The organism is Rhodococcus sp. IEGM 1354, assembly GCF_030056855.1.
Taxonomy (GTDB): domain Bacteria; phylum Actinomycetota; class Actinomycetes; order Mycobacteriales; family Mycobacteriaceae; genus Rhodococcoides.
On sequence record NZ_JASHKT010000006.1, the window covers coordinates 154,166 to 177,871 of the forward strand.

Consider the following 23,706-nt stretch of genomic DNA (forward strand, 5'->3'; position numbering starts at 1 on the left):
TGCTGCTCGGACGGGGCTTTTCGTTGCTTTCACGGTCTCCGTCGGTGTCCCTGGCCAGGTCTACCATCGCGTTTGCGTCCTGGCTTGGGGCGAGCCCTGGTTGTTCGGGACAACCAATCGATGCTCGACGGCCAGGGATGGATCCGATGAAAACGGAGCATGCTGGTCATGACTGACACGACAATCGATGTATCTGTGGTACCCGAGCGATCGGGTCGCTCGGGATTTGCGGGCAGCCTCAATCCCGAGTTGTACCGACTGCTGACTGCCCTGAATCTCGACCGCGAGTACGTCCGCGGCGACGGCGCCGTGCTGTTCGATTCGGCGGGCCGTCGTTATCTGGATTTCGCGGGTGCCTACGGGGCGCTGCCGTTCGGGCACGGGCCGACGCCGATCTGGCAGGCGATCAACGATGTTCGGTGCAGCGGCGAGCCCATCTTCGTGCAGCCCTCGGTGCTCACCGCCGCAGGTGAACTGGCGGATCGTCTGGGGCGAATCGCACCCGAGGGATTGACGCGTACGACGTTCGTCAACAGCGGCACCGAAGCGACCGAGGTGGCGCTGAAGATCGCGCGGGCCCATACCGGCCGCCTCGGGGTGTTGACGACCGGGAACAGTTTTCACGGCAAGACGCTCGGGGCGCTGTCGGCGACGGGGAATATCAAGTACCAGAGTGGATTCGGGGCTCCGGTATCGGGATTCGACCACATCGCGTTCGGCGATGCAGCGGCACTCGACGCGGCTCTGGCGGCTGCGCCGGATCACTATGCGGTGTTCCTCGTCGAGCCGATTCAGGGTGAGGGCGGCGTGGTGTGCCCGCCCGACGGCTACTTGCGGCAGGTCCAGGAGATTTGCAACCGCCACGGTGTGTTGCTCGCGCTCGACGAGGTGCAGACGGGACTCGGCCGGACCGGCCGGATGTTCGCAGCCGAGCACGAGGGCGTGGTTCCCGACATTCTGACTCTCGCGAAAGCGCTCGGCGGCGGGATCGTGCCGGTGGGCGCGGTGCTGTGCCGCCCGGAGTTGGTGGGGGAGAGTTTCGCGCTTCGCCACACGTCGACGTTCGCGGGCAACGCCTTGGCCGCACGGGTCGGCCTGGCCGTTCTCGAGGAGTTGACCCGAGACGAGTGCGCGGTGGTCACCGGAGTCGCCGCGCTCGGGCGACAGTTGAAGAACGATCTGGCCGGTCTGGCCGAGAAGTACCCCTCGGTGGTCACCGAGGTACGCGGTCGCGGATTGCTGTTGGGCATCGAACTCACCGCGGATGTGAACTTCGTCGGACGGCAGTCGTTGCTCGGATCGATCGCGGATCAGCACAACCTGTCCGCGGTGATCTGCTCGTATCTGCTCAACGTCGAGGGTATTCGCGTGGCACCGACTCTGTTCGGCAACAGGGTGATTCGTATCGAACCACCGTTGACGGTCTCGTCGGCGGCATGCTCGCGTCTGGTTGCTGCCCTCGATCGCGCGCTCGGCTACGCGGCCGAGGGGGACCTGGACGGATTGTTCGGGCATCTGCTCGGGCGCCCGACAGTCGCAACGCCCGCGGCGCTCACGGCATTACGTCCGGGCCGTATTCCCGACATCGCGGTATGGCCGGGCGATCGACGCTTTGCCTTCATCGCCCATCCTCTCGATCTCGGCTTCTTCGCTGCGTTCGATCCTGCGCTCGAGGTGTTCGACAATGCCGAGAGACAGGACTTGCTGGAGCGATTCGCCGCGTCGACGTCCGAGCTCGATCCGGCCTCGTTCGTCATCGGTAGCGGGCGGGTGTCCGGATTCGGAGACGCCACTGCGCACGGCGACCTGATCGGGTTGCCGTACACCTCCGAGCAGTTGCTGCAGCTGCCGACCGAGCGTGCGCTGGCAGTAGTGGGTGGGGCCGTCGAACTGGCGGTCTCGCGCGGCGCGACGGTGATCGGACTCGGCGGGTATTCGTCGGTGATCACCGGAAACGGGCTGGGTCTCGGTGTGACATCTCGGCCGATCACGACGGGCAACACCTTCACCGCGGCCGCGAGTCTGCGGGCCGTCCGACGTGTGTGTCAGGAACGGGGTATCGATGTCGCTCGAGCTCGGGTGACGATTCTCGGTGCGGGTGGGGCGATCGGACGAACCATCGGCAAGCAATTGGCCGGTGAGGTCGGCAGTATCGCGTTGGTGGGCAGGCGCGGCGAGAATTCGGTGATCGCGCCGAAGTTGTGGGCGGCGGCGCAGGAGATGGTGGCGAGTGCCGGTGGGGGTTCGGGTGACCTGGCGGTCGCTGCCGCCGAGGTCGTCGGCGACCTCGACGATCTGATCCGTTCGCGGCACGTCGAGTTCTTCACCGATCCTGTTGCTGCTGTTCAGGATTCGTTGATCGTCATCGCGGCGACGTCGGCTCCGCATGCATTGATCGATCCGACGGACCTGATGCAGGGTGCCATCGTCTGCGACGTGGCGCAGCCGCCGAACATCGGTCGCGACGTTCGCGGTGAGCGGCCGGACGTGACGGTGTTCGACGGCGGAATCGTGCGGGTGCCGTCGGGCTCGGACTTCGGGTTGACCTACGGGTTGGCTCCGGGCCTGACGTACGCGTGCATGGCCGAGACGATGCTGATCGCATTGTCGAGCGAATTCGCGCTCCGCAGTATCGGAACCACTCTGGACGGTGAGAGTGTCGAGCGGTTGGGTGCGCTCGCCGACGTTCACGGCTTCACGCTCGCCGAGGCCACCCGGTGGCGTGAGGACGCTCAGTAGGTGACTGGGGCCGGAGGTCGCGAGAGCAGGTGGACCTCCGGTTCCGCCGGCGTGTCGGTGTGTGGACGGTTGACGTCGATGTACGCCCACAGCACGGCATAGGGGGCGCGGGAGTTCTCGGTCAGGAGACGATCGATCTCCAGGCCGGTCTGCGTGTCAGAATGTTTGACCCACAACAGATGTGGCCGGATACCAGCTGACGTCACCACGAATAGGGTTGTTGTGCGAATGCGTTCGTTTCGCGCAAGAAAGCCGTGCGTCGGCGAATCGAACCCCTTCGTCGCCGACTCGGTTGCGACGAAGTGAACACAATCAGACGAAGGGTCGAATTTTCACAGCAATCGGAGAGTTGCGTGAATCGGGTTGGTATGCAACGCCGGTCGCACACGTCCGTTGCGGTTGCGAATGGATTACGGTTCACAACAATACTTTTCGTGATTTCGCAAAAGGATCTGCAACCGACCCGTAATCGTTGGGCGCAACCCTCATCGGGGTCGTCGTCTCGGGCGAACCGATCCCGCGAATTGCCGGGCGAGTCGATCGGCGAACCGCTTGCGCGTTCCCCGGCGGCGAGCTCTCGGCAGTGAGTTCCTCGGAAGAATTTTTACGGCGGTTGTTGGTCCGATTCGTTGCGATCGGCGGAATGACCCGCCTCGGTGAACTGGAGGGGTGAACAGCTGCCGTGTCGGTGGGGAGGGCCGCCGGAATCGCGTGTGTGCGGTCGTCACATCGGTTGCCGCGGGCCCGGTCGATGCGTCGGTTTCCGGCGGACCTCTTGACGAAGGGAGGCGCAAGGGTCACTCTTGTCGTCAGGAGCACCCCCATGCGGTATCGGGCGCACACCTGTTCGAGACGGCGTGGCGACACGCTTTCCTCGACTCGGTGCGAGAACCGACCTCGGGTGTTACTTTTGATGCCCCCTTTGCGCTGTGCGCACATTTGGGGTACCTTTGGACGTTGCGCTGGCTGCCTCCTGTCCACCTCTCGATCGCTGTTGCTCGAAGCACCGTCTTCTGGCCTCTGTGATGGGGATTCGGTCTGGTTGCGACCAGCCGAAATTCGCCCCACATATAGCAAACAGATACAGCGGCGGTCGCCATGTCGTTTCGGTTGACAGAACGGCGCGACCCGCGTGAGGTGCTGGAAGGACGCATCTTGGCAGTCTCTAGCCAGACCAAGGCAGTTGTCGGAACACCGGGAGCCCCGAGGAGGGTTTCGTTCGCGAACATTCGCGAGCCGTTGGAGGTACCCGGTCTCCTCGATGTACAGACGGACTCGTTCGAGTGGCTGGTAGGTGCGCAGAGTTGGCGCGACCGTGCCGCCGCCCGCGGAGACAGCGGTGTCTCCGGCGGACTCGAGGACATCCTGACCGAGCTCTCTCCTATCGAGGACTTCTCGGGCTCGATGTCTCTTTCCTTCTCCGATCCACGATTCGACGAGGTCAAGGCCTCGACCGATGAGTGCAAGGACAAGGACATGACGTACGCAGCTCCGCTGTTCGTCACCGCCGAGTTCATCAACAACAACACCGGCGAGATCAAGAGCCAGACGGTCTTCATGGGTGATTTCCCGATGATGACCGACAAGGGCACCTTCATCATCAACGGCACCGAGCGCGTCGTCGTCTCGCAGCTGGTGCGTTCTCCGGGCGTCTACTTCGATCACTCGATCGACAAGACCACCGAGAAGGACCTGCACAGCGTCAAGGTCATCCCCGGTCGCGGTGCATGGCTCGAGTTCGACGTCGACAAGCGCGACACCGTCGGTGTCCGTATCGACCGCAAGCGTCGTCAGCCCGTCACGGTGCTGCTGAAGGCTCTCGGCTGGTCCACCGAGCAGATCACGGAGCGCTTCGGCTTCTCCGAGATCCTCATGGCCACGCTGGAGAAGGACAACACCGCCGGTACCGACGAGGCACTCCTCGACATCTACCGCAAGCTGCGTCCGGGCGAGCCGCCGACCAAGGAGTCGGCGCAGACCCTGCTGGAGAACCTGTTCTTCAAGGACAAGCGCTACGACCTCGCTCGCGTGGGTCGCTACAAGATCAACAAGAAGCTCGGCCTGAACTCGGGTCAGCCGATCGTGGCGTCGACCCTCACCGAGGAAGACATCGTCGCGACCATCGAGTACCTGGTGCGTCTGCACGCAGGTGAGACCTCGATGACCGCACCCGACGGCGTCGAGGTTCCCGTCGAGGTCGACGACATCGACCACTTCGGCAACCGTCGTCTGCGTACCGTCGGCGAGCTCATCCAGAACCAGATCCGCGTGGGCCTGTCCCGCATGGAGCGCGTCGTGCGCGAACGTATGACGACTCAGGACGTCGAGGCGATCACGCCGCAGACCCTGATCAACATCCGTCCCGTCGTCGCTGCGATCAAGGAATTCTTCGGAACCTCCCAGCTCTCGCAGTTCATGGACCAGAACAACCCGCTGTCGGGTCTGACGCACAAGCGTCGCCTGTCGGCACTGGGACCCGGCGGTCTCTCTCGTGAGCGCGCCGGCCTCGAGGTCCGCGACGTGCACCCCTCGCATTACGGCCGCATGTGCCCCATCGAGACCCCGGAAGGCCCGAACATCGGCCTGATCGGATCGCTCTCGGTGTACGCACGCGTCAACCCGTTCGGCTTCATCGAGACCCCGTACCGCAAGGTCGTCGACGGCAAGGTGACCGACGATGTCGATTACCTGACCGCCGACGAGGAGGATCGCCACACGCTCGCACAGGCGAACTCTCCGGTCGACGATTCGGGTCACTTCATCGAGGACAAGATTCTCGTCCGTCGTAAGGGTGGAGAGGTCGAGTTCGTCTCGTCCGACGACATCGACTACATGGACGTCTCGCCTCGTCAGATGGTCTCGGTCGCTACCGCGATGATTCCGTTCCTCGAGCACGACGATGCCAACCGTGCCCTGATGGGCGCGAACATGCAGCGTCAGGCCGTCCCGCTGGTGCGCAGCGAGGCTCCGATCGTCGGTACCGGCATGGAGCTGCGTGCTGCTGTCGACGCCGGTGACGTCGTCATCACCGAGAAGACCGGTGTGGTCGAAGAGGTCTCCGCCGACTACGTCACGGTCATGGCCGACGACGGATCGCGCAAGACCTACCGGATGCGCAAGTTCGCGCGCTCCAACCAGGGCACCTGCGCCAACCAGCGTCCGATCGTGGACGAGGGACAGCGCGTCGAGTCCGGCCAGGTCCTCGCCGACGGCCCCTGCACCGAGAACGGTGAGATGGCACTCGGCAAGAACCTGCTGCTGGCGATCATGCCGTGGGAGGGCCACAACTACGAGGACGCGATCATCCTGTCGCAGCGCCTCGTAGAAGAGGACGTTCTCACCTCGATCCACATCGAGGAGCACGAGATCGATGCTCGCGACACCAAGCTCGGTGCCGAAGAGATCACTCGCGACATCCCGAACGTCTCCGACGAGGTCCTCGCAGACCTCGACGAGCGCGGCATCATCCGTATCGGTGCCGAGGTTCGTGACGGCGACGTGCTGGTCGGAAAGGTCACGCCGAAGGGCGAGACCGAGCTGACCCCCGAAGAGCGCCTGCTGCGCGCCATCTTCGGTGAGAAGGCTCGCGAAGTTCGCGACACCTCGCTCAAGGTTCCGCACGGCGAGAACGGAAAGGTCATCGGCATCCGCGTCTTCTCGCGCGACGACGACGACGATCTGCCTCCCGGCGTCAACGAGCTGGTCCGCGTCTACGTGGCTCAGAAGCGCAAGATCCAGGACGGTGACAAGCTCGCCGGCCGCCACGGCAACAAGGGCGTCATCGGCAAGATCCTCCCGCAGGAGGACATGCCGTTCCTGCCCGACGGCACCCCGATCGACATCATCCTCAACACCCACGGTGTGCCGCGGCGTATGAACATCGGTCAGGTCCTCGAGACCCACCTGGGTTGGATCGGCAAGACCGGTTGGAACGTGCAGATCGCCGCGGACGGCAGCAAGCCCGATTGGGCCGAACGCCTGCCCGAGGAGATGCTGGCGGCTCCGGCCGACAGCAACATCGCCACCCCGGTGTTCGACGGTGCCAAGGAGAATCAGCTCGCCGGCCTGCTGGAGAGCACGATTCCCAACCGCGACGGCGAGCAGATGGTCGGATCCGACGGAAAGGCCACGTTGTTCGACGGCCGCTCCGGCGAGCCGTTCCCGTACCCGGTGTCGGTGGGCTACATGTACATCATCAAGCTGCACCACTTGGTCGACGACAAGATCCACGCTCGTTCGACCGGGCCGTACTCGATGATCACGCAGCAGCCCCTCGGTGGTAAGGCTCAGTTCGGTGGACAGCGCTTCGGTGAGATGGAGTGCTGGGCCATGCAGGCCTACGGTGCCGCGTACACGCTGCAGGAGCTTCTCACCATCAAGTCGGACGACGTTGTCGGCCGCGTGAAGGTGTACGAGGCAATCGTCAAGGGCGAGAACATCCCGGAGCCCGGTATCCCCGAGTCCTTCAAGGTGCTCCTCAAGGAGCTCCAGTCGCTGTGCCTCAACGTGGAGGTGCTGTCCTCGGACGGCGCAGCCATCACGATGGCCGACGGTGACGACGAGGACCTCGAGCGTGCCGCAGCCAATCTGGGAATCAACCTCTCCCGCAACGAAGCTGCAACGGTCGACGATCTAGCTCAGTAGTTCAGTGGTCTGCCGGATCTGCGCACAGCGGATCCGGCAGGCGTTCTTCTCATTTGCTCTTCCAGCACAACACCCATAACGGGGAAAGGAAGTTACGTGCTCGACGTCAACTTCTTCGATGAACTTCGCATTGGCCTTGCCACTGCGGACGACATCCGTCAGTGGTCCTACGGCGAGGTCAAGAAGCCGGAGACCATCAACTACCGCACGCTCAAGCCCGAGAAGGACGGCCTCTTCTGCGAGAAGATCTTCGGCCCCACTCGGGACTGGGAGTGCTACTGCGGCAAGTACAAGCGCGTCCGCTTCAAGGGCATCATCTGTGAGCGCTGTGGCGTCGAGGTCACTCGCGCCAAGGTTCGTCGTGAGCGCATGGGTCACATCGAACTGGCCGCTCCGGTCACGCACATCTGGTACTTCAAGGGTGTGCCGTCGCGTCTGGGCTACCTGCTCGACCTGGCTCCGAAGGATCTCGAGAAGATCATCTACTTCGCTGCCTACGTCATCACCACGGTCGACGACGAGCTCCGCCACAACGAGCTCTCGACGCTCGAGGCCGAGATGGAGGTCGAGAAGAAGGCCGTCGCAGATCAGCGCGACGCCGATCTCGAGGCTCGTGCGCAGAAGCTCGAAGCCGACATCGCCGAGCTCGAAGCCGAGGGTGCCAAGTCCGACGTGCGTCGCAAGGTCAAGGACGGCGGCGAGCGCGAGATGCGTCAGCTCCGTGACCGCGCGCAGCGTGAGCTCGATCGTCTCGAAGAGATCTGGACCACGTTCACCAAGCTTGCTCCCAAGCAGCTCATCGTCGACGAGCTCATCTACCGCGAGCTCATCGACCGGTACGGCGAGTACTTCACCGGTGCCATGGGTGCCGAGTCGATCCAGAAGCTCATGCAGACCTTCGACATCGATGCCGAGGCGGAATCTCTTCGCGAGACCATCCGCAGTGGCAAGGGTCAGAAGAAGCTGCGCGCGCTCAAGCGTCTGAAGGTCGTCGCCGCATTCCAGGCCGGCCGAAACTCGCCGATGGGCATGGTCCTGGACGCTGTCCCGGTCATCCCGCCGGAGCTTCGTCCGATGGTGCAGCTCGACGGTGGCCGTTTCGCGACGTCCGACCTCAACGACCTGTACCGCCGCGTCATCAACCGCAACAACCGCCTCAAGCGTCTGATCGATCTCGGTGCTCCCGAGATCATCGTCAACAACGAGAAGCGGATGCTGCAGGAGTCGGTCGACGCCCTGTTCGACAACGGCCGTCGTGGACGTCCGGTCACCGGACCGGGTAACCGTCCGCTGAAGTCGCTCTCCGACTTGCTCAAGGGCAAGCAGGGTCGTTTCCGTCAGAACCTCCTCGGCAAGCGCGTCGACTACTCGGGCCGTTCGGTCATCGTCGTCGGCCCGCAGCTCAAGCTGCACCAGTGCGGTCTGCCGAAGCTGATGGCACTCGAGCTGTTCAAGCCGTTCGTGATGAAGCGTCTGGTGGATCTGAACCACGCGCAGAACATCAAGTCGGCCAAGCGCATGGTCGAGCGTCAGCGTCCGCAGGTGTGGGACGTTCTCGAAGAGGTCATCGCCGAGCACCCCGTGCTGCTGAACCGTGCACCCACCCTGCACCGGTTGGGCATCCAGGCATTTGAGCCGCAGCTCGTCGAGGGCAAGGCCATCCAGCTGCACCCGCTCGTGTGTGAGGCGTTCAACGCCGACTTCGACGGTGACCAGATGGCTGTCCACCTCCCGCTGTCCGCCGAGGCTCAGGCCGAGGCACGCGTGCTGATGCTGTCCTCGAACAACATCCTCTCGCCGGCATCGGGCCGTCCGCTCGCCATGCCGCGTCTGGACATGGTGACGGGTCTGTACCACCTGACGCGTCTGGACGCCGGTGCTGTCGGCGAGCGCGTCGACGCATCGACCGATCAGGCCGAGTTCGGGGCGTACTCCTCCCCGGCCGAGGCTCAGATGGCCGTCGATCGTGGATCGCTCACAGTGCAGTCGCAGATTCGGGTTCGTCTCACCACGCAGCGCCCGCCGCGTGACATCGAGAACGAACTGTTCCCCGAGGGCTGGAACCGCGGCGAGGCATGGACCGCAGAAACCACTCTGGGACGCGTGCTCTTCAACGAGCTGCTCCCGGCGGACTACCCGTTCGTCAACGAGCAGATGCCGAAGAAGCGTCAGTCGACGATCATCAACGATCTCGCCGAGCGTTACCCGATGATCGTCGTCGCTCAGACCGTCGACAAGCTCAAGGACGCAGGCTTCTACTGGGCCACGCGTTCGGGTGTCACCATCTCGATCTCCGACGTCCTCGTGCCGCCGGAGAAGCCGCAGATCATGGAGACCTTCGAGGCTCAGGCCGATCAGATCGAGAAGAAGTACCAGCGTGGTGCACTCGACAAGGTCGAGCGCAACTCCGCACTGGTCAAGATCTGGCAGGACGCGACCGAGCAGGTCGGTAAGGCCATGGAGGCCCACTTCCCCGACGACAACCCGATCCCGATGATCGTGAAGTCCGGCGCAGCCGGAAACATGACTCAGGTTCGCTCGCTCGCCGGCATGAAGGGCTTGGTGACGAACCCGAAGGGTGAGTTCATCCCGCGTCCGATCAAGTCTTCCTTCAAGGAAGGCCTGACGGTCCTCGAGTACTTCATCAACACGCACGGCGCTCGTAAGGGTCTGGCCGACACGGCGCTTCGTACCGCCGACTCGGGCTACCTGACGCGTCGTCTGGTCGACGTCTCGCAGGATGTCATCGTTCGGGAAACCGACTGTGGCACCGAGCGCGGCATCGTCACGACGATCGCCGAGAAGACCGCCGACGGCAAGATGATCCGCGACGCTCACGTCGAGACCAGCACGTACGCCCGCACCTTGGCGAACGACGCTGTCGACGAGAACGGCACGGTCATCGTCGCTCGCGGACACGATCTCGGTGACCCGGCCATCGACGCGCTGCTCGCTGCGGGCATCACGTCGGTCAAGGTTCGCTCGGTGCTGACCTGCACCACCGGCACCGGCGTCTGCGCCACCTGCTACGGCCGCTCGATGGCCACCGGCAAGCTGGTCGACATCGGTGAGGCCGTCGGTATCGTCGCCGCACAGTCCATCGGTGAGCCCGGAACCCAGCTGACCATGCGTACCTTCCACCAGGGTGGTGTCGCCGGAGATGACATCACCGGTGGTCTGCCTCGCGTGCAGGAGCTGTTCGAGGCACGTGTGCCGAAGGGCAAGGCTCCGATCGCGGACGTGTCGGGACGCATCCAGCTCGAGGACGGCGATCGTTTCTACAAGATCACCATCGTCCCGGACGACGGCGGCGAAGAGGTTGTCTACGACAAGCTCTCCAAGCGTCAGCGTCTGCGCGTCTTCAAGCACGACGACGGCACCGAGCGCCTTCTGGCGGACGGTGACCACGTCGAGGTCGGCCAGCAGCTCATGGAAGGTGCTGCCGATCCGCACGAGGTCCTGCGCGTGATGGGTCCCCGTCAGGTGCAGATCCACCTCGTCAACGAGGTCCAGGAGGTGTACCGGTCGCAGGGTGTGTCGATTCACGACAAGCACATCGAGACGATCGTGCGCCAGATGCTCCGTCGCGTGACGATCATCGACAGCGGCTCCACCGAATTCCTGCCCGGTTCACTCACCGAGCGCAGCGAATTCGAGTCGAGCAACCGTCGCGTCGTCTCCGAGGGTGGCGAGCCCGCAGCCGGACGTCCGGTCCTGATGGGTATCACCAAGGCGTCGCTGGCCACCGACTCGTGGCTGTCGGCAGCGTCCTTCCAGGAGACCACTCGTGTGCTCACCGATGCGGCGATCAACTGCCGCAGCGACAAGCTCATAGGTCTTAAGGAGAACGTCATCATCGGTAAGCTCATCCCGGCTGGTACCGGCATCAACCGGTACCGGAACATCACGGTGCAGCCGACCGAAGAGGCACGTGCCGCGGCATACGCGGTGCCGTCGTACGACGATCAGTACTACAGCCCGGACGGCTTCGGCCAGGGAACCGGCGCTGCAGTGCCGCTCGACGACTACGGTTTCTCCAACGAATACCGCTAGAGCGACTCCGTCGCACGTGAGCAGAAACTCGTAGCCCACGACGAGTTTCCACTCACGACGACATAGTCAGCAGGCAAAGCCCCGCATCGACCTCGGTCGGTGCGGGGCTTTGTTCTAAGTGGAGGGGGCGCGGTGAGTTTCCCGCGGCACTCGGGTCGGTACCGGTATGACCGATCAAACACCCAGCACCATCGTGAACATCGGCGTGGCCATGTTCACCGTCGCCGATCAGGACGCAGCCCTCGATTTCTACTCCCGCGTTCTGGGGTTCGAGATTCGCGGTGATCTGCGCTTCGGCCCCGAAGGCGAGTATCGGTGGTTGGAAGTGGCCCCGCCGGGATCGACGGCGCGGCTCGCTCTCAACCCGCCCATGGGAGGTACGCCCGGTGGCGGGTCCATCGGTGTCGAGACAGCTGACGTCGCGGCCGAGCACAAGCGGCTCAGCGCTCTCGGCGGCGTCGATCTCGACGATTTCATGGAAGAGGTGGACGGTGTGCCGCCGATGTTCGCCTTGCGAGACCTCGACGGCAATTCGATCTGGGTCGTACAGACCTGATCCGGTCAGCCGACAACCTATGCGCGCTGCGATCGCGCCGCCGCTGCCACACCGATGAATGCCAGCGCCGCGAAAGTGAACAGCAGCAACTGAGCCGACCGCAGCGTCGATGGTTCTCCGAGGTTCACCAGTACTCCCGCCAGAGCTGCTCCGAAGGCGTTGGCGATCAGCTGAACAGTGTTGATGGCGGCCGAGGCTCGTGCGCCTTCGCCCGGTTCGGCGACCGATGTCATGGCTCCGACTGCCAAGTGTGGCCACGCAATTCCGATGCCGACGCCCGTGACGATCAGACCCACTACCCACGTGGCGATCGAACCGGGACCTGCCTGGTCGGTGAGAAACGCTGCCACGATGCACAATCCGGCCGCGACGAGGATCGGGCCGGCCATGACGATGCGTCGTACGACGCGTGGAGCGGTGGCCGAGGCGCTCGGTATTTCGCCGAGGGTCCATCCGAGCGCCAGTGTGGCCCCGAGAAATCCGGCGGCCAGCGGTGCCAATCCGGCGAGGCGCTGACCGAACAGTGGGATGAAGGTCTCCACCGTGGACGCGACGGCGAGGACGACGATGGTCAGGTATATCCATTTCAGCGCGGACGCGCCGAAGGTCGACGGGGGGAGCACGCCGTGCGCTGCGCGACGGTCGGCGGCCACGAAGGCGATCAGGAGGAGTACTCCTCCCAGGACCATTGCGGCGGTGATCGCGAGGTTGGAGACCACTCCGGCGATGCTCACCAGCAGGGCAGCTGTGGTGAGCAGGGTCAACGACAGTGTCGGTACCGGGCTGGGTTCGGTGGCCTCACCGGTGTGGGCGGGCAGTGCTCGCGGGACGAGGGCGGCCATGGCCAGAGCTGCGAGAACGAGCACGCCGAAGGCCATTCGCCAGGCTCCGAATTGCGCGAAGATGCCGCCGACGGACGGTCCGGCGAACGTTCCCACGCCCCACATGGCCGAGACCAGAGCCGCACCTCGCGTCCAGAGATGTTGCGGCAGTGCGGCATTGATGACGGCGTAGCCGAGTCCGGCCAGTAGGCCACCTCCTGCGCCCTGAATTGTGCGGCCCACCAGTAAGAGTTCCATCGTGGGGCTGACGGCACACACGACGGTCCCGAGAGCGAAGACCGTCAGGCCGATCAGGTAGGCACCGCGAGGTCCGCGAGTGGCCAGAACTTTGCTGACCAACATCGAGGAGATGACGGACGCAACGAGGAAAACCGTTGCGGTCCAGGCGTAGTAGCGTTGGCCGCCGATCTCGTCGATGGCCGTGGGAAGCAGGCTGGTCGTCAGGTAGACGTTCGTGGCGTACAGCGCGACGCCGCCGGCGAGAACGGTTGCGGTGCCGAGGTAGCGAGCGCCGAGTAGCTGTCGCCAGGTTCCGGTCGTGGATTCGGTGGGGGAGTGCATGGTGTGGAAGGCTAGGATCTCGAGTGCACTCGAGGTCAAATCGTCGTGTCGGCTGGGAGGCAGCATGATCCGTATCAGTGACGAACTGCTGTCCATCGGGGAGGTCGCGGCCAGAACCGGTGCCGCAGTGTCTGCGGTCCGGTACTACGAGACTCTCGGGCTCGTTCCCGCCGAGCGGACGGCGGGCAACGTCCGAAAGTTTCCCCGTCACGCAATTCGGCGGATCTCGCTGATTCAGGTGGCGGTGCGGTTCGGAATACCGCTTGCCGAGGTGGCCGAGGTCTTTGCGTCCCTACCGTCGGGGCGCACCCCGAACAAGCGCGACTGGGCCAAGATTTCGGTTGCATGGAACCAGCGGTTGGAGGATCGGAAGCAGTCGATTGCGCGGATGCAGGAGCAACTCACCGGCTGCATCGGCTGCGGATGTCTCTCCCTGAACAAATGCGGTCTGCTCAATCCAGGCGACGAGCTGGGCAAGGCGGGCCCCGGGGCGCGGCTCATCTGACGCGTACGTCGGCGGTGTCGAGTCTTGTGGGTAGCGGGCTACGCCTGGTCGATGAACGTGTACAGCTCGGTGATCAGGTTGTCCTTCACGACGACGAAGTCCTGGCCCGAGACTACGGCGGGGGCGTCGGGCGGCGACAGTGCCCAGGAGATTCGGGCGACGTCACCCAGGGCGGTGGGCTCGGCAGTGACGGCGAATGTCAGACCCTCGGACGGCCCGATCAGCGCTCGAATCGCCTCGATGACCGACTCTCTCCCGGTGGCGGTGTTCTCGGCGTCGTAGAACACCGCGTCCTGGTGATACATGGACTCGATGAGTTCGCGTCGTTTCGCGTCGTCGTTCGTGTTGAATACTTCGACGACGTTGCGGCGTGCCAGCTCTGCGGGAGTGCTGCGATCCATGGTGTACCCCTAGGGTTGGTGGTGGGGGGTTCGGTGCCCCGGACCCAGCATCGCAGAAAGTACGTGACATGTCACCCAGTAACCCTGAAACCACTCCGTGGTTGACGCCCACCGAGGAATCGGCGTGGCGCGCCTACATGGGGTTGTCGCTGCAGATGACGTTCGAGATGAACCGGCAGCTGACCGAGGATCACGGTCTGTCCCTGGCCGACTATTCGGTGCTGGTCGCACTGGCGGACAGTCCCGACGGGCGTCGCCGGGTGGCCGAACTGGCTGCGGAGATCGGTTGGGAGCGCAGCAGGGCCTCCCATCATCTCGCGCGGATGTCCGCACGAGGGCTCACCGATCGCACGGTGTCGACTACCGACGGGCGCGCCACGGACGCAGTGCTCACCGAGGCGGGCAGGGCCGCTCTGGACGCATCGGCGGCGGGTCACGTCGACGTGGTTCGGCGATTGTTCTTCGACGGGCTCGCACCCGAGGACATCGCCACTCTCGAACCGCTACTCACTCGTCTGCGCGACCATGTGCGAGCCAACGGGACGCTGCCACGGCCGCAGTGACCGAGGCGACACACGGAGTTCACCTGCCCGTCGGATCGATGACGAATCCAGTTGTCGGTCGCACGAGAGTCTCGGACAATGGTGAACCGAGGTAACGACGTCAGGATCGGTCGCGACATTTCTCTGCGGGCCGGCGCAACGCGTCGACAGTTTCTGACGTGGAGTGCGTTGGTGGGGGCGCTGGCCTTCACACCGGAGATCGCGGGGACATCTGCGACGGTAGGTGCGCAGTCGGTGATCACCCCCGACTATCCCTTCCGTCTCGGTGTTGCTTCCGGCGATCCGTTGCCCGATTCGGTGGTGCTGTGGACCAGACTCGCCACCGACCCGTTCGCCCCGCTGGGCGGGATGACGCCGGGCGTGGTGCCCGTCCAGTGGCAGATATCCGCCGACGAGAAATTCGGCCGCATCGTGGCGCAGGGCATCGAGCTGGCGACCGAATTCGACGGTTGGTCCATTCACGTCGACGTGCGCGGGCTCGAGCCGGCGCGCGAATACTTCTACCGTTTCCTGGTCGGCCCACATGCGAGTCCCGTCGGTCGCACCAAAACTGCACCTGCACTTGGGCAGCCGCTGAGCAAGCTCGATTTCGCCTGGGCGTCGTGCCAGAAATGGGAGGATGGCTACTTCGGTGCGTACCAGGACCTTGCGGCCTCGAATCTCGATGTGGTGTTCTTTCTGGGCGACTACATCTACGAGTACGCGATCAAGAACGAGGGTGCGCGGGCGGGCGAGCCTCGCACCGAGTCGGCCGCTCGAGAAACCATGGTGCTGGGCGACTATCGCGACCGGTACGCGATGTACAAGGCAGACGAGCACTTGGCTGCCGCACATGCGTCGGCACCGTTCGTCTCGACGTTCGACGACCACGAGGTGGACAACAACTGGGCCTCGCAGATCAGCCAGGACAACGACGATCCACGAGAGTTCCTGCTACGCAGGGCCGATGCGTTCAAGGCGTGGTGGGAGAACACCCCGGTGCGCGCGAATCTGAAGCCCGTAGGCCCGGACATGAAGGTCTATCGCCGGTTCTCGTTCGGTGATCTGGTGGACTTCTCGGTGCTGGACACCCGGCAGTATCGCAGCGATCAGGCGCATGGGGACGGCGAGCATGCCCAGGATGCCGAGACGGCCGATTCGTCGCGCACCATTACCGGTGCGGCACAGGAACAATGGATTCTCGATGGATTCGCTTCACCGTCGAAGTGGAACTTCCTGGCGCACCAGACGGTCATCGCCGATCTGGCGCGGGGACAGGGTGACGATCGCAAGGTCGGGATGGATCCGTGGAGCGGGTACGAGGCCTCGCGTCATCGCATTCTCGACGGAGCCCGGAATCGGGGCACGAAGAACGTGGCATCCATCGTGGGCGACATTCACCGCACGATCGTGTCGGAATTGCGCCGCGACTACCAGGATCAAGTGTCGCCGATCCAAGGTGTCGAGATCGCAACCACGTCCATAGCGTCGGGCAAGGACGGTGCCGATGTCGACTCCACCGGAGCTGCCATCGCCGACGGTTCGCCGCACGTCAAGTACGGAAATGCCCGTCGCGGCTATCTTCGCAGCACGCTGACGAACACCGAATGGCGTTCGGAGGTCAGGGTTCTCGATGCCGTGTCGACGCCGGGTAAGCCGGTTCGCACAGCCATGACGGTCACCGTTCCGGAGGGGCGGCCGGAGATCCAGCTGGGGTAGCGCCTGATGCCGCAGGCTCAATCCGTGCCGAATGTACGGACCATGGACCACACCTCGGGGCCCTCACTCGGTGCGGCGTGGCTCGAGACACGGAACCCGGCCCGCTCGTACAGGCGCACGTTTCGCAGATCCGACGTGTCCAAGGCCAACCCGGAGGCGCCACGTTGCCGTGCTTCGTCGACGGCCTTCTCGAGCAGTCGTCCGCCGATCCCGTGCCCTTGCCGATGCGGTTGCACACCAAGCGTTTCCAGTGTCCATGACCCCGGTGGTGATTCACCGGAGGGCAGTCGATCGATCCGATCTCCGTGTAGTTCGATGATCCTCGCCATGGATTCGTCATCGGGTGGAGGGGCATCTGCGGGAAGTAGTGCCGCGACCCCGGCGTAGTCCGCGGTGAGCAATACGATTCCGTGTCGATGCGCGTGTTGTAGGTACAGCTGCTGGAGTTCCTGCAGCGTGGCCAGGTGGTCATCGGCCGGGATCACCCATCGCGTCCATGGGTAGTCGGCAAATGCGTCGCGCAGGGTATCGGCCGCAGGCAGCAGATCGTGATTCTCGGCAAGTCGGGTGGCGGGATGGTGCATGGGTGAACCTATGGACAGACGGCTCAGCGACCGTCGGCGATGATCTGAGCGACGTTGCGTTCGGCGAGTGCGGTGATGGTCAGTGACGGGTTGGCGGCGCCGGTACTACCCGGGATCAGGGCACCGTCGACGACGTAGAGCCCGGGGTGGCCCTTGACTCGACCGTAATCGTCGGTGGCGTCACCGAGTACTGCGCCGCCGAGGGGGTGGGCAGTGAAGGTGTCGTCGACATCGCGGGTGAACGGTTCGGCGGCGACGACGGTGCCGCCGGCCTGAGCCATGCGGTTCTGCACGGCACGCAGGGCCTCGACGGTGTCGCGGCTGCCGCCCTTGGGCCAGTTGAGGGTCAATTTGTTTGCAGTGGAATCGAATCCGAAGTTTCCACGCAACGGGTCGATGGTCATGCCGAGCGAGCCGAGGAAGCCCATGTTCACGGGAACGCCTGGGGTGTACCAGTTCTCGACGGTCAGGGGCAGTCCGGAGTCGTCGATGATGCGGGATGCGCAGGGCGCAGCTTGAGGGCCGGCAGACATCGGTCCGAGGGACCTGGTCATCGAGGCGTCGCCGTTGGTGCCCCAGCCGGTGCCGACGAATTCGTTGAGGTTCGACAATGCGCCGGTGGTGCGAGCACGCATCAACAGTTCGGTGGTACCGATGGATCCGGCCCCGAGGACGAGGGCGTCGCACGTGAGTGTCCGGGTCTCGACGATGTTGCCGAACGGGTCGAGGCGTTCGATGTCGACGCGGTAGCGGCCGCCGGATTCGCTGCCGATCGCTGCGACGCGGTGGCTGTGGCACACCGTTGCGTTACCGGTGGCTTCGGCTTGGGGGATGTAGTTCTGGGTCAGGTCGTGCTTGGCACCGTTGGAGTTACCGAAGGTGCTCTCACCGACGGTGGCGGACGGCCGGGAGCGGCCGGCGATCTCGTCGCGCACGACGTTCCAGTTCCAGTTGCCGTCGACTGCTTCGGGGCGAAAGCCTGCGCGGCGGGCGTGATCGTCCCAGGTTCGTGAGTGAGCGAAGTTGGGGCTGTTGTAGACGTCCTCGGGCATCGCCGACGGCCGGAGCATGGAACGGGCCTTGGGATACCAGGTCGCTGCCATCTCGTCGTAGTTCAGGCGTCCGCCGAACGAGAGGTCGAAGAATTTCTTGTTCGGTGCGATGGTGACGCCGGTGTAGACGACGGAGCCGCCGCCGACGGCTGCGCCGCGCCAGACCGAGAGGTTCTCGTAGCGGGTGGTGTCGAGGACGCCGCCGAAGAGGTCGACCGGTCCGACGGGGAGACCGGTGATGTTGGTGAACGAGGTCTGCTGCCACAGTCCGCGGCCGTCGGCGGTCATGTCCGCGGTGAATATTTCGCGCCAGGGGTCGCGTGGCCAGCGCAGTCCGCGCTCGAGGACGGTCACCGCGGTGCCGGCCTGGGCCATGCGTAGGGCGGCGGCGCTGGCGCCGAAGCCGGAACCGATGACGATGACGGGCGAGTGGTCCGGTGGGCGGGGAGGGTCGGCGAACAGTTCGGGTACCAGCGACCGGATGCGGTCTGCTCCGATCGGCAGAGCGCCGGCGACGGGGGATCCGGCCAGTCCGGTCGAGCTCAGGACCGGGGCTGCGGCGGCGCCGAGCATTCCGGCAGCGGCCAACCGCAACAGTTGCCTTCTATTCACGGCAGTACTTCCCCCTCGGACACCTCGCGGACAGCGCTCCCGATTCTGTCGTGTTTGCGACAATAAAGCCAACGGTCCGGTCGTATTTCGGGACGCCTCCCAGCTCGGCCTCAGGTTTGCCTGCCAGACTCCGCTCATGGTGTCGGCATCGGTAGCTGTATTACTGCTCGTCGTAGCGGTCACGGGGGTCGTCGCGCACCTGGTCGACGGGCGTGGGCAGCCGATGGCCGTCGCCGCGGCTTTGGCACATGTCCTCATGCTCGCGGCCGTGCCCGGAACGGTGTTGGCAGGTGTGGCCTTCGGCGGGTGGGGGCTGACGGCAGGACTGGCGGTCTGTGCCGCGGCGGTCGCGACCCAGTTCCGGCTCCGCTACCGCCGCGTCGCGCCGAGGCCCCGGGCCGCGGACCTGACGGTGCTGCACGCAAATATCTGGCTCGGCCAGGCTGATCCGGATGCGTTGATCGCGCTCGTCGAACACCACCGACCGGACGTGCTCACTCTCGTCGAGTTGACGCCCGAGGCCGACGCGAGCCTTCGATCCAGGCTCTCCGAGCAGTTACCGTACGCCCACGTCAGCGCCGGGCCCGGAGGCAATGGAACCGGCATCTACAGCCGATTCCCACTCGCCGACGAGCAGCGGCACGACGGCTTCGTGACCGAACTGCTGTCGGCGCGGGTGCAGATGCCGGGTCGGCCGCTGGTGTTCGCGGTGCATCCTGTTCCGCCGTGGCCGCGGGAGCCGTCCGAATGGGTACGTGAGCTCGGGCTGCTCCGGCAGCTGCTGGCCAAGATCCCCGCCGACGACGGACCCGTCGTGGTGGCCGGGGACTTCAATGCCACGCAGGACCACCGGCGTTACCGCGACCTGCAGGACGGCCGATTCGTCGACGCCGCAGTGGCCACCGGAGCCGGCATGCTCAGGACCTATCCGGCGCACACCTGGCACCCGCCGGTCATTGCCATCGACCATGTTCTGGTGGCAGACATGGGGGTTCGTTCGGTCGAGGCCGTGACCGTCCCCGGCTCCGACCACCGCGGCATCCTGGCGCGATTGGCTTTCTTACCGAACCAGGGCTTTCCGAACTAGGGCTGGGCCGGCAACTGCTGCAGCGACCACTTGTTGCCGTCGGGGTCCGCGAAGTACACGAACGTTCCCCAGCCCTCGTCCTTCGGCTGCTCGACGGTCAGGCCCACCGCGGTGAGGTGGTCGTAGGCCTCCTGGGCACTGTCGACGACCATTAAGATTCCCGCGCCGGCACCGGGTTCGGCGTCGGTGATGCCCTCGCCGATGGCGATGGAGCACGCCGATCCCGGAGGGGTGAGTTGGACATACCGAATGCCTTCCCACGGACGTGCATCATGGTCGGCGTGGAACCCGATCGAGGTGTAGAACTCCTTGGCGCGGTCGACATCGGTGACAGGGACGGTGATGAGTTCGATCTTCATGGTGAGAGCCATGAAGCAATGATGAGCCCCATTGCGGACACATTCGGTCCGCGATGAGCAGGTCGTTCCGAGAAATATGCCCGACGCCTCGCCGGTTGCAGCTGTTGTGTTCTTCTCATTGCTCGATCGATCTCGCACGCGGGTAGGTGTCGACGACGCCGCGGCGCTCCGTCATACCGTCGAACGCGGCGTACACGCCGAAAAGCTCGGGCTGCACCGGTTCTGGGTGGCCGAGCATCATGCGGTACCCGGCATCGCCTCGGGCGCGCCCGCGGTTCTCGCATCGGCGGTGGCGTCGCAGACTTCGCGTATACGCGTCGGATCCGGCGGGGTGATGCTGCCGAACCATCAACCGCTGGTCGTGGCCGAACAGTTTCTGATGTTGGAGTCGCTCTTTCCGGGCCGGATAGACCTCGGCGTCGGGCGTTCCCTCGGGTTCACCGAGCCGGTGCGCGCTGCTCTGCGTCGAGATCGTGACGCCCCGGATACGTTCGAGGCCGACGTCGCCGAAGTGCGTTCGTATCTGGACGGGTCCGGTCCTGTGACCGCGCGGCCGGCAACTACGCCGCCGCCGATGTTCGTGCTCGCCACCGGTGCCGGTCTGGAGGTTGCTGCCCGTGCCGGGTTGCCGGTGGTCGTCGGGGGCCCGGTACTGCGCGGGAACGATCCACTGGCGCAGTATCGCAAGCACTTTCGGCCGAGTCCGCAACTGCCGGATCCGTACGTCGTCGTCTCGCTCGATGTGACGATCGCCGCGGACGCAGCAGATGCGCGCCGTTTCGCCCTCCCAGAGGCGTGGGCGATGGCGCGATCACGGCGCGAGGGTGAGTTCCCGGCGCTCGAACCCGCCTCGTCGATCGACGAAGCTCGGTGGACGCCGCGGACCAGAGATCGGATCGAATCCTCGTTGGAAGCAACCATCCTCGGCACGGCCGAGCAGGTCCGGCCACGGCTCGACGAGCTGATCGAGCGCACCGGCGCGGACGAGGTCATGGCCTCCACGTCGACGTTCGACCGGGCCGAACTGTTCGCTGCGGACGCCGCTTTCGCTCAGCTCTCCGGCGCTGTTTTTTGAACCGGAGCTGTGGGCTGAACCGGAGCTGCGGGCTGGGCCGGTGCCGTATCTGCCAGCGCGGCAACCAGATCGCGCTGAATGTCGGTGGCCGGCACGGTGGCGTCGACCACTGCCGAGACCGGTAGTCGAAGGCGACGGTCGGCCTCGGTGCGAAAGACGAGGCCGGTTTTGGGTGTGCTCTCGGCCGTGCTGGCGTAGAGGATCGACCAGCATTGCGGGTGGTTGAGCAGTTCGGCGCTCGCGGTGTGATCGGACGCCACGGGCGGGCCGAAGGTCAGTGGTAGCCCGCTGCGTTTCATCTCGCGCTCGATGACGCGGTGCAACAGTATCTGCTCGCTTCGTTTGGGAAGCAGCAGTGGATATTCGGCGAGTTGGCTCAGGCTCGGGTTGGGTTCCCCGGCCAGGGGATGGCCCTCTGCGAGGACGACGACGAGGTCCTCGGTCCACAACTCGGTCACGTGCAGACCGGAGCGTTCGACGCTGCCGCGGATCAGTGCCACCTGGCAGTCGCCCGATGTCACGGCTTCGATCTGTTCTGCGAATCGTTTGAGAACGAAGTCGATCTCGGCGTCGGGATGTCGTTCACGTACCGCGACGATTGCGGAGATGGCGTTCGCGGCGAAGGTCATGTTTCCGGTGAGGCGGAGCTGGTTTCGGCGCCTGGTCGTCAGCGCCAGAGCGGCCTGTTCCAGCTCCACCATGTGGCGGGCGATGGACACCAATTGTGCTCCCACGACGGTCAATCGGACTGTGCGTGAGGTGCGCTCGAACAGCGGCTCACCGATCTCGCGTTCGAGCTTGGAGATCTGCAGACTGATCGCCGATTGCGAGACGTAGCACCGCTCGGCGGCACGCGAGAAGTTGAGTTCTTCCCCGACCGCGAGGAAGTACTTCAGTTGCCGCAGCTCCACGGCGTCCTCCATCCATGAGTTCTGCTCATGGATGCTATTTCAACTTTCGCGTTGATAGCGCAGGAACCGCGGAGTTTCATGGAGGTAGTTCTTCGATCTACAAGAAATGTGTGCTCGGAAAGGGAAGTGCTGTGAAAACGTACGACGTCGTCATCGTGGGTTCGGGATTCGGAGCGTTGGCTGCGGCCAAGGCTCTGGGCAAGGCCGGTGTGACGTTCTCTCTGATCTCCAGCACCACCGAGCACCTGTTCCAGCCGCTCCTCTACCAGGCAGCAACCGGGATGATCTCGACAGGCGAGATCGCCCCGCCGATCCGGCGCATTCTCGCGCAGTACGACTCCGCCGACGTGCGTCTGGGCCGAGTGGTCGACGTCGACCCCGAGAGCCATCAGGTCACCTACGTCGGTGGCGGCGAACGCCACACCATCGGATTCGGCCGCCTGATCGTCGCCACTGGGGCTACTCAGGCGTACTTCGGTCGCGACGAGTTCAAGGACCGCACCTTCGCGCTCAAGACAGTCGACGACGCGATCGCCCTGCGAGAGCAGATTCTGAGCTGCTACGAAAAGGCGCACCAGACCTCCGATCTCGACGTACGCAAGGAGCTGCTCAGCTTCGTGGTCGTCGGTGCAGGCGCGACCGGCGTCGAATTGGCCGGCCAGATCAGGGATCTCGCGCACCGCTACTTCGCCGGCTCGTTCCCCGATATCGGACCCGACGACGTCACGGTCACCCTCGTCGACGGTGTGAAAGAAGTACTCCCCGCTTTCGGCGGCAAGCTCAGTGCCTATGCCCGCACCAAGCTCGAGAAGTCGGGCGTCGACGTCGTCACCGGTGCCATGGTGACCGATATCGCCGACGACGTCGTGACTGTGCAGGACGTCGACACGAAGACCTCGCGCACCTACCCGGCCAAGACGGTCATCTGGTCGGCCGGCGTTCAGGCCAGTGAGCTGGCTGCGACGATCGCCGAGCGCACCGGGTGCGAGACCGATCGGGCCGGTCGGTTGCTCGTGCACGACGACCTCACTGTCGGTACCGCGAAGGACATCTACGCGATCGGCGACGTGACCTCGCTGCACAAGCTGCCGGGACAGTCGCCGGTCGCGATGCAGCAGGGCCGCCACGTAGCCAAGACGATCATCGGAAAGGTCGACGCGGGAACGCCGTTCAAGTATGTCGACAAGGGCAGCATGTCGATCGTGGGCCGATTCAGTGCGGTGGCTCGGTTGTTCGGCAAGGTCGACATGTCCGGACCGATCGCTTGGCTGATGTGGCTCGCGGTGCACCTGATGTACCTGGTGGGCTTCCGCAACCGCTACGTTGCGGTGGTGTCGTGGATGACGTCGTACATCGGCGACAAGCGACCGCACTTCCAGTACACCGACAAGTCCGGGTCGATGCTGGAACTTACCGACGAGACAGCGGACGACGAGGAACGTTCAGCGGCCTAGAACTCGGATA

The 23,706-nt window shown here is 64.6% G+C and carries 17 protein-coding genes; 10 read left to right on the plus strand and 7 right to left on the minus strand.

The annotated features are described in order from the left end of the window. The first annotated feature begins 168 nt into the window (after positions 1 to 168). A complete protein-coding gene (locus tag QM588_RS15080; RefSeq protein ID WP_283314420.1) occupies positions 169 to 2,739 on the plus strand; it encodes an aminotransferase class III-fold pyridoxal phosphate-dependent enzyme in 2,571 nt (856 codons plus the stop codon). Here QM588_RS15080 and QM588_RS15085 read toward each other — a convergent pair. After that, positions 2,733 to 2,945, minus strand: a complete 213-nt coding sequence (locus QM588_RS15085) for a hypothetical protein (protein WP_283314422.1) — start codon at positions 2,943 to 2,945, stop codon at positions 2,733 to 2,735. The genes QM588_RS15080 and QM588_RS15085 overlap by 7 nt on opposite strands. 931 nt (positions 2,946 to 3,876) lie before the next feature. On the opposite strand from QM588_RS15085, the gene rpoB reads away from it, so the two are divergent. The 3 genes from rpoB to QM588_RS15100 all read left to right on the plus strand — a co-directional run bounded on the left by rpoB (position 3,877) and on the right by QM588_RS15100 (position 11,992). Continuing rightward, positions 3,877 to 7,383 (plus strand): DNA-directed RNA polymerase subunit beta, encoded by a 3,507-nt coding sequence (gene rpoB / locus QM588_RS15090; protein ID WP_135041849.1) that lies wholly within the window; start codon positions 3,877 to 3,879, stop codon positions 7,381 to 7,383. Positions 7,384 to 7,479: 96 nt separating this feature from the next. Continuing rightward, positions 7,480 to 11,436 (plus strand): DNA-directed RNA polymerase subunit beta', encoded by a 3,957-nt coding sequence (locus tag QM588_RS15095; RefSeq protein WP_283314423.1) that lies wholly within the window; start codon positions 7,480 to 7,482, stop codon positions 11,434 to 11,436. A 166-nt stretch (positions 11,437 to 11,602) separates the two neighbouring features. Further along, entirely contained in the window at positions 11,603 to 11,992 is a 390-nt protein-coding gene (locus QM588_RS15100; protein WP_283314425.1) for a VOC family protein, read from the plus strand. 17 nt (positions 11,993 to 12,009) lie between these two features. Here the strand turns inward: QM588_RS15100 and QM588_RS15105 are convergent, their stop codons facing one another. Then, positions 12,010 to 13,395 (minus strand): MFS transporter, encoded by a 1,386-nt coding sequence (locus QM588_RS15105; RefSeq protein WP_283314428.1) that lies wholly within the window; start codon positions 13,393 to 13,395, stop codon positions 12,010 to 12,012. A gap of 67 nt (positions 13,396 to 13,462) precedes the next feature. Here QM588_RS15105 and soxR point away from each other — a divergent pair, with 67 nt between their 5' ends. Then, on the plus strand, positions 13,463 to 13,900 hold the full coding sequence (soxR, locus tag QM588_RS15110; RefSeq protein WP_283314816.1) for a redox-sensitive transcriptional activator SoxR: 438 nt from the start codon (positions 13,463 to 13,465) through the stop codon (positions 13,898 to 13,900). A 38-nt stretch (positions 13,901 to 13,938) separates the two neighbouring features. Here soxR and QM588_RS15115 read toward each other — a convergent pair whose 3' ends face one another. Continuing rightward, positions 13,939 to 14,301, minus strand: coding sequence for a nuclear transport factor 2 family protein (locus QM588_RS15115; RefSeq protein ID WP_283314429.1), 363 nt, complete (start codon positions 14,299 to 14,301; stop codon positions 13,939 to 13,941). 68 nt (positions 14,302 to 14,369) lie between these two features. On the opposite strand from QM588_RS15115, the gene QM588_RS15120 reads away from it, so the two are divergent. Next, positions 14,370 to 14,864, plus strand: coding sequence for a MarR family winged helix-turn-helix transcriptional regulator (locus tag QM588_RS15120; protein WP_283314430.1), 495 nt, complete (start codon positions 14,370 to 14,372; stop codon positions 14,862 to 14,864). Positions 14,865 to 14,942: 78 nt separating this feature from the next. Further along, positions 14,943 to 16,562: an alkaline phosphatase D family protein gene (locus tag QM588_RS15125; protein WP_283314432.1), complete on the plus strand. Its 1,620-nt coding sequence runs from the start codon at positions 14,943 to 14,945 to the stop codon at positions 16,560 to 16,562. Between the two features lie 17 nt (positions 16,563 to 16,579). On the opposite strand, the gene QM588_RS15130 is transcribed toward QM588_RS15125, so the two are convergent. After that, positions 16,580 to 17,146, minus strand: coding sequence for a GNAT family N-acetyltransferase (locus QM588_RS15130; RefSeq protein WP_283314433.1), 567 nt, complete (start codon positions 17,144 to 17,146; stop codon positions 16,580 to 16,582). A gap of 23 nt (positions 17,147 to 17,169) precedes the next feature. Continuing rightward, positions 17,170 to 18,810 carry a GMC oxidoreductase gene (locus QM588_RS15135; protein WP_442972929.1) on the minus strand — a complete coding sequence of 547 codons (1,641 nt, stop codon included), beginning with the start codon at positions 18,808 to 18,810 and terminating at the stop codon, positions 17,170 to 17,172. 136 nt (positions 18,811 to 18,946) lie between these two features. Here QM588_RS15135 and QM588_RS15140 point away from each other — a divergent pair, with 136 nt between their 5' ends. After that, positions 18,947 to 19,897 carry an endonuclease/exonuclease/phosphatase family protein gene (locus QM588_RS15140; protein WP_283314435.1) on the plus strand — a complete coding sequence of 317 codons (951 nt, stop codon included), beginning with the start codon at positions 18,947 to 18,949 and terminating at the stop codon, positions 19,895 to 19,897. On the opposite strand, the gene QM588_RS15145 is transcribed toward QM588_RS15140, so the two are convergent. Then, the gene (locus QM588_RS15145) at positions 19,894 to 20,268 is read right to left on the minus strand and encodes a VOC family protein (RefSeq protein ID WP_283314437.1); all 375 of its coding nucleotides are present in this window, start codon (positions 20,266 to 20,268) and stop codon (positions 19,894 to 19,896) included. The two genes, QM588_RS15140 and QM588_RS15145, sit on opposite strands and share 4 nt — an antisense overlap. A 64-nt stretch (positions 20,269 to 20,332) precedes the next feature. On the opposite strand from QM588_RS15145, the gene QM588_RS15150 reads away from it, so the two are divergent. Beyond that, a complete protein-coding gene (locus tag QM588_RS15150) occupies positions 20,333 to 21,331 on the plus strand; it encodes an MsnO8 family LLM class oxidoreductase (RefSeq protein WP_442972930.1) in 999 nt (332 codons plus the stop codon). Here the strand turns inward: QM588_RS15150 and QM588_RS15155 are convergent. Continuing rightward, positions 21,307 to 22,242 (minus strand): LysR substrate-binding domain-containing protein, encoded by a 936-nt coding sequence (locus QM588_RS15155; RefSeq protein WP_283314438.1) that lies wholly within the window; start codon positions 22,240 to 22,242, stop codon positions 21,307 to 21,309. The two genes, QM588_RS15150 and QM588_RS15155, sit on opposite strands and share 25 nt — an antisense overlap. A gap of 131 nt (positions 22,243 to 22,373) precedes the next feature. Between QM588_RS15155 and QM588_RS15160 the strand changes: the two genes are divergently transcribed. Further along, positions 22,374 to 23,696 (plus strand): NAD(P)/FAD-dependent oxidoreductase, encoded by a 1,323-nt coding sequence (locus tag QM588_RS15160; RefSeq protein WP_283314439.1) that lies wholly within the window; start codon positions 22,374 to 22,376, stop codon positions 23,694 to 23,696. The last annotated feature ends 10 nt before the right edge of the window (positions 23,697 to 23,706 follow it).